Below are 810 nucleotides of genomic sequence, written 5' to 3' on the forward strand. Positions count from 1 at the left end.
GGCGCTGGGCGCTGGAATCCTTTTTTAAGGAGGGAAAGCATCAGTTTGGGTTGGCGCAGTTCGCGCTGCGAACTGCCAGGGGTCTGGACCGCTGGATTTTGATGGTCTTCCTGGCCTTCACCCTGACGACGCTGTACCGCTCTGAGGACATGACCCTGAAAGAGGCAGCCCGCCTGGCCCTCTACACCTTGTTGCCAGGAGTCAGGCTGAACCACCTGCTGAGCCAAATTCAAAAGGAGCAAGAATTCCTGCGCCAGCACGGCTATTCGCTCAGCTATGCAAGGTGCAACTTATGAGTAAGACATACCTGAGAAAAGTCGGCGGTTCGGTGATGTTGAGTATTCCCCCTGCATTGCTTGACGTTCTGGAATTGACGGCAGGCACCGCTGTGGGCCTGAACGTCGAAGGGGGACAGTTGACGGTTCAGCCAGCCCCAAAACCGCGTTATTCCCTGGAAGAACTGCTGGCGCAGTGTGATTTAGAAGCGCAGTGTGATCCAGCAGGAGCGCAGGACTCATAAGTTGCACCTTGCATAGCTGAGCGAATAGCCGTGCTGGCGCAGGAATTCTTGCTCCTTTTGAATTTGGCTCAGCAGGTGGTTCAGCCTGACTCCTGGCAACAAGGTGTAGAGGGCCAGGCGGGCTGCCTCTTTCAGGGTCATGTCCTCAGAGCGGTACAGCGTCGTCAGGGTGAAGGCCAGGAAGACCATCAAAATCCAGCGGTCCAGACCCCTGGCAGTTCGCAGCGCGAACTGCGCCAACCCAAACTGATGCTTTCCCTCCTTAAAAAAGGATTCCAGCGCCCAGCGCC

Annotated in this window: 1 protein-coding gene and 2 pseudogenes; 2 read left to right on the forward strand and 1 reads right to left on the reverse strand. The window is 56.5% G+C overall.

Annotated features, from left to right (window positions below; all coding sequences use genetic code 11):
- Together OCI36_RS13265 and OCI36_RS13270 are read left to right on the forward strand one after the other, a co-directional pair.
- Positions 1-296, forward strand: a pseudogene (locus tag OCI36_RS13265) (IS701 family transposase); the annotation flags it as partial.
- Entirely contained in the window at positions 293-520 is a 228-nt protein-coding gene (locus OCI36_RS13270; RefSeq protein WP_261665547.1) for an AbrB/MazE/SpoVT family DNA-binding domain-containing protein, read from the forward strand. The pseudogene OCI36_RS13265 and the gene OCI36_RS13270, both read left to right, overlap by 4 nt.
- Here OCI36_RS13270 and OCI36_RS13275 read toward each other — a convergent pair.
- A pseudogene (locus OCI36_RS13275) lies at positions 515-810 on the reverse strand (IS701 family transposase); the annotation flags it as partial. The gene OCI36_RS13270 and the pseudogene OCI36_RS13275 overlap by 6 nt on opposite strands.

Origin of the sequence: Deinococcus sp. Marseille-Q6407 (assembly GCF_946848805.1) — a bacterium.
GTDB lineage: Bacteria > Deinococcota > Deinococci > Deinococcales > Deinococcaceae > Deinococcus.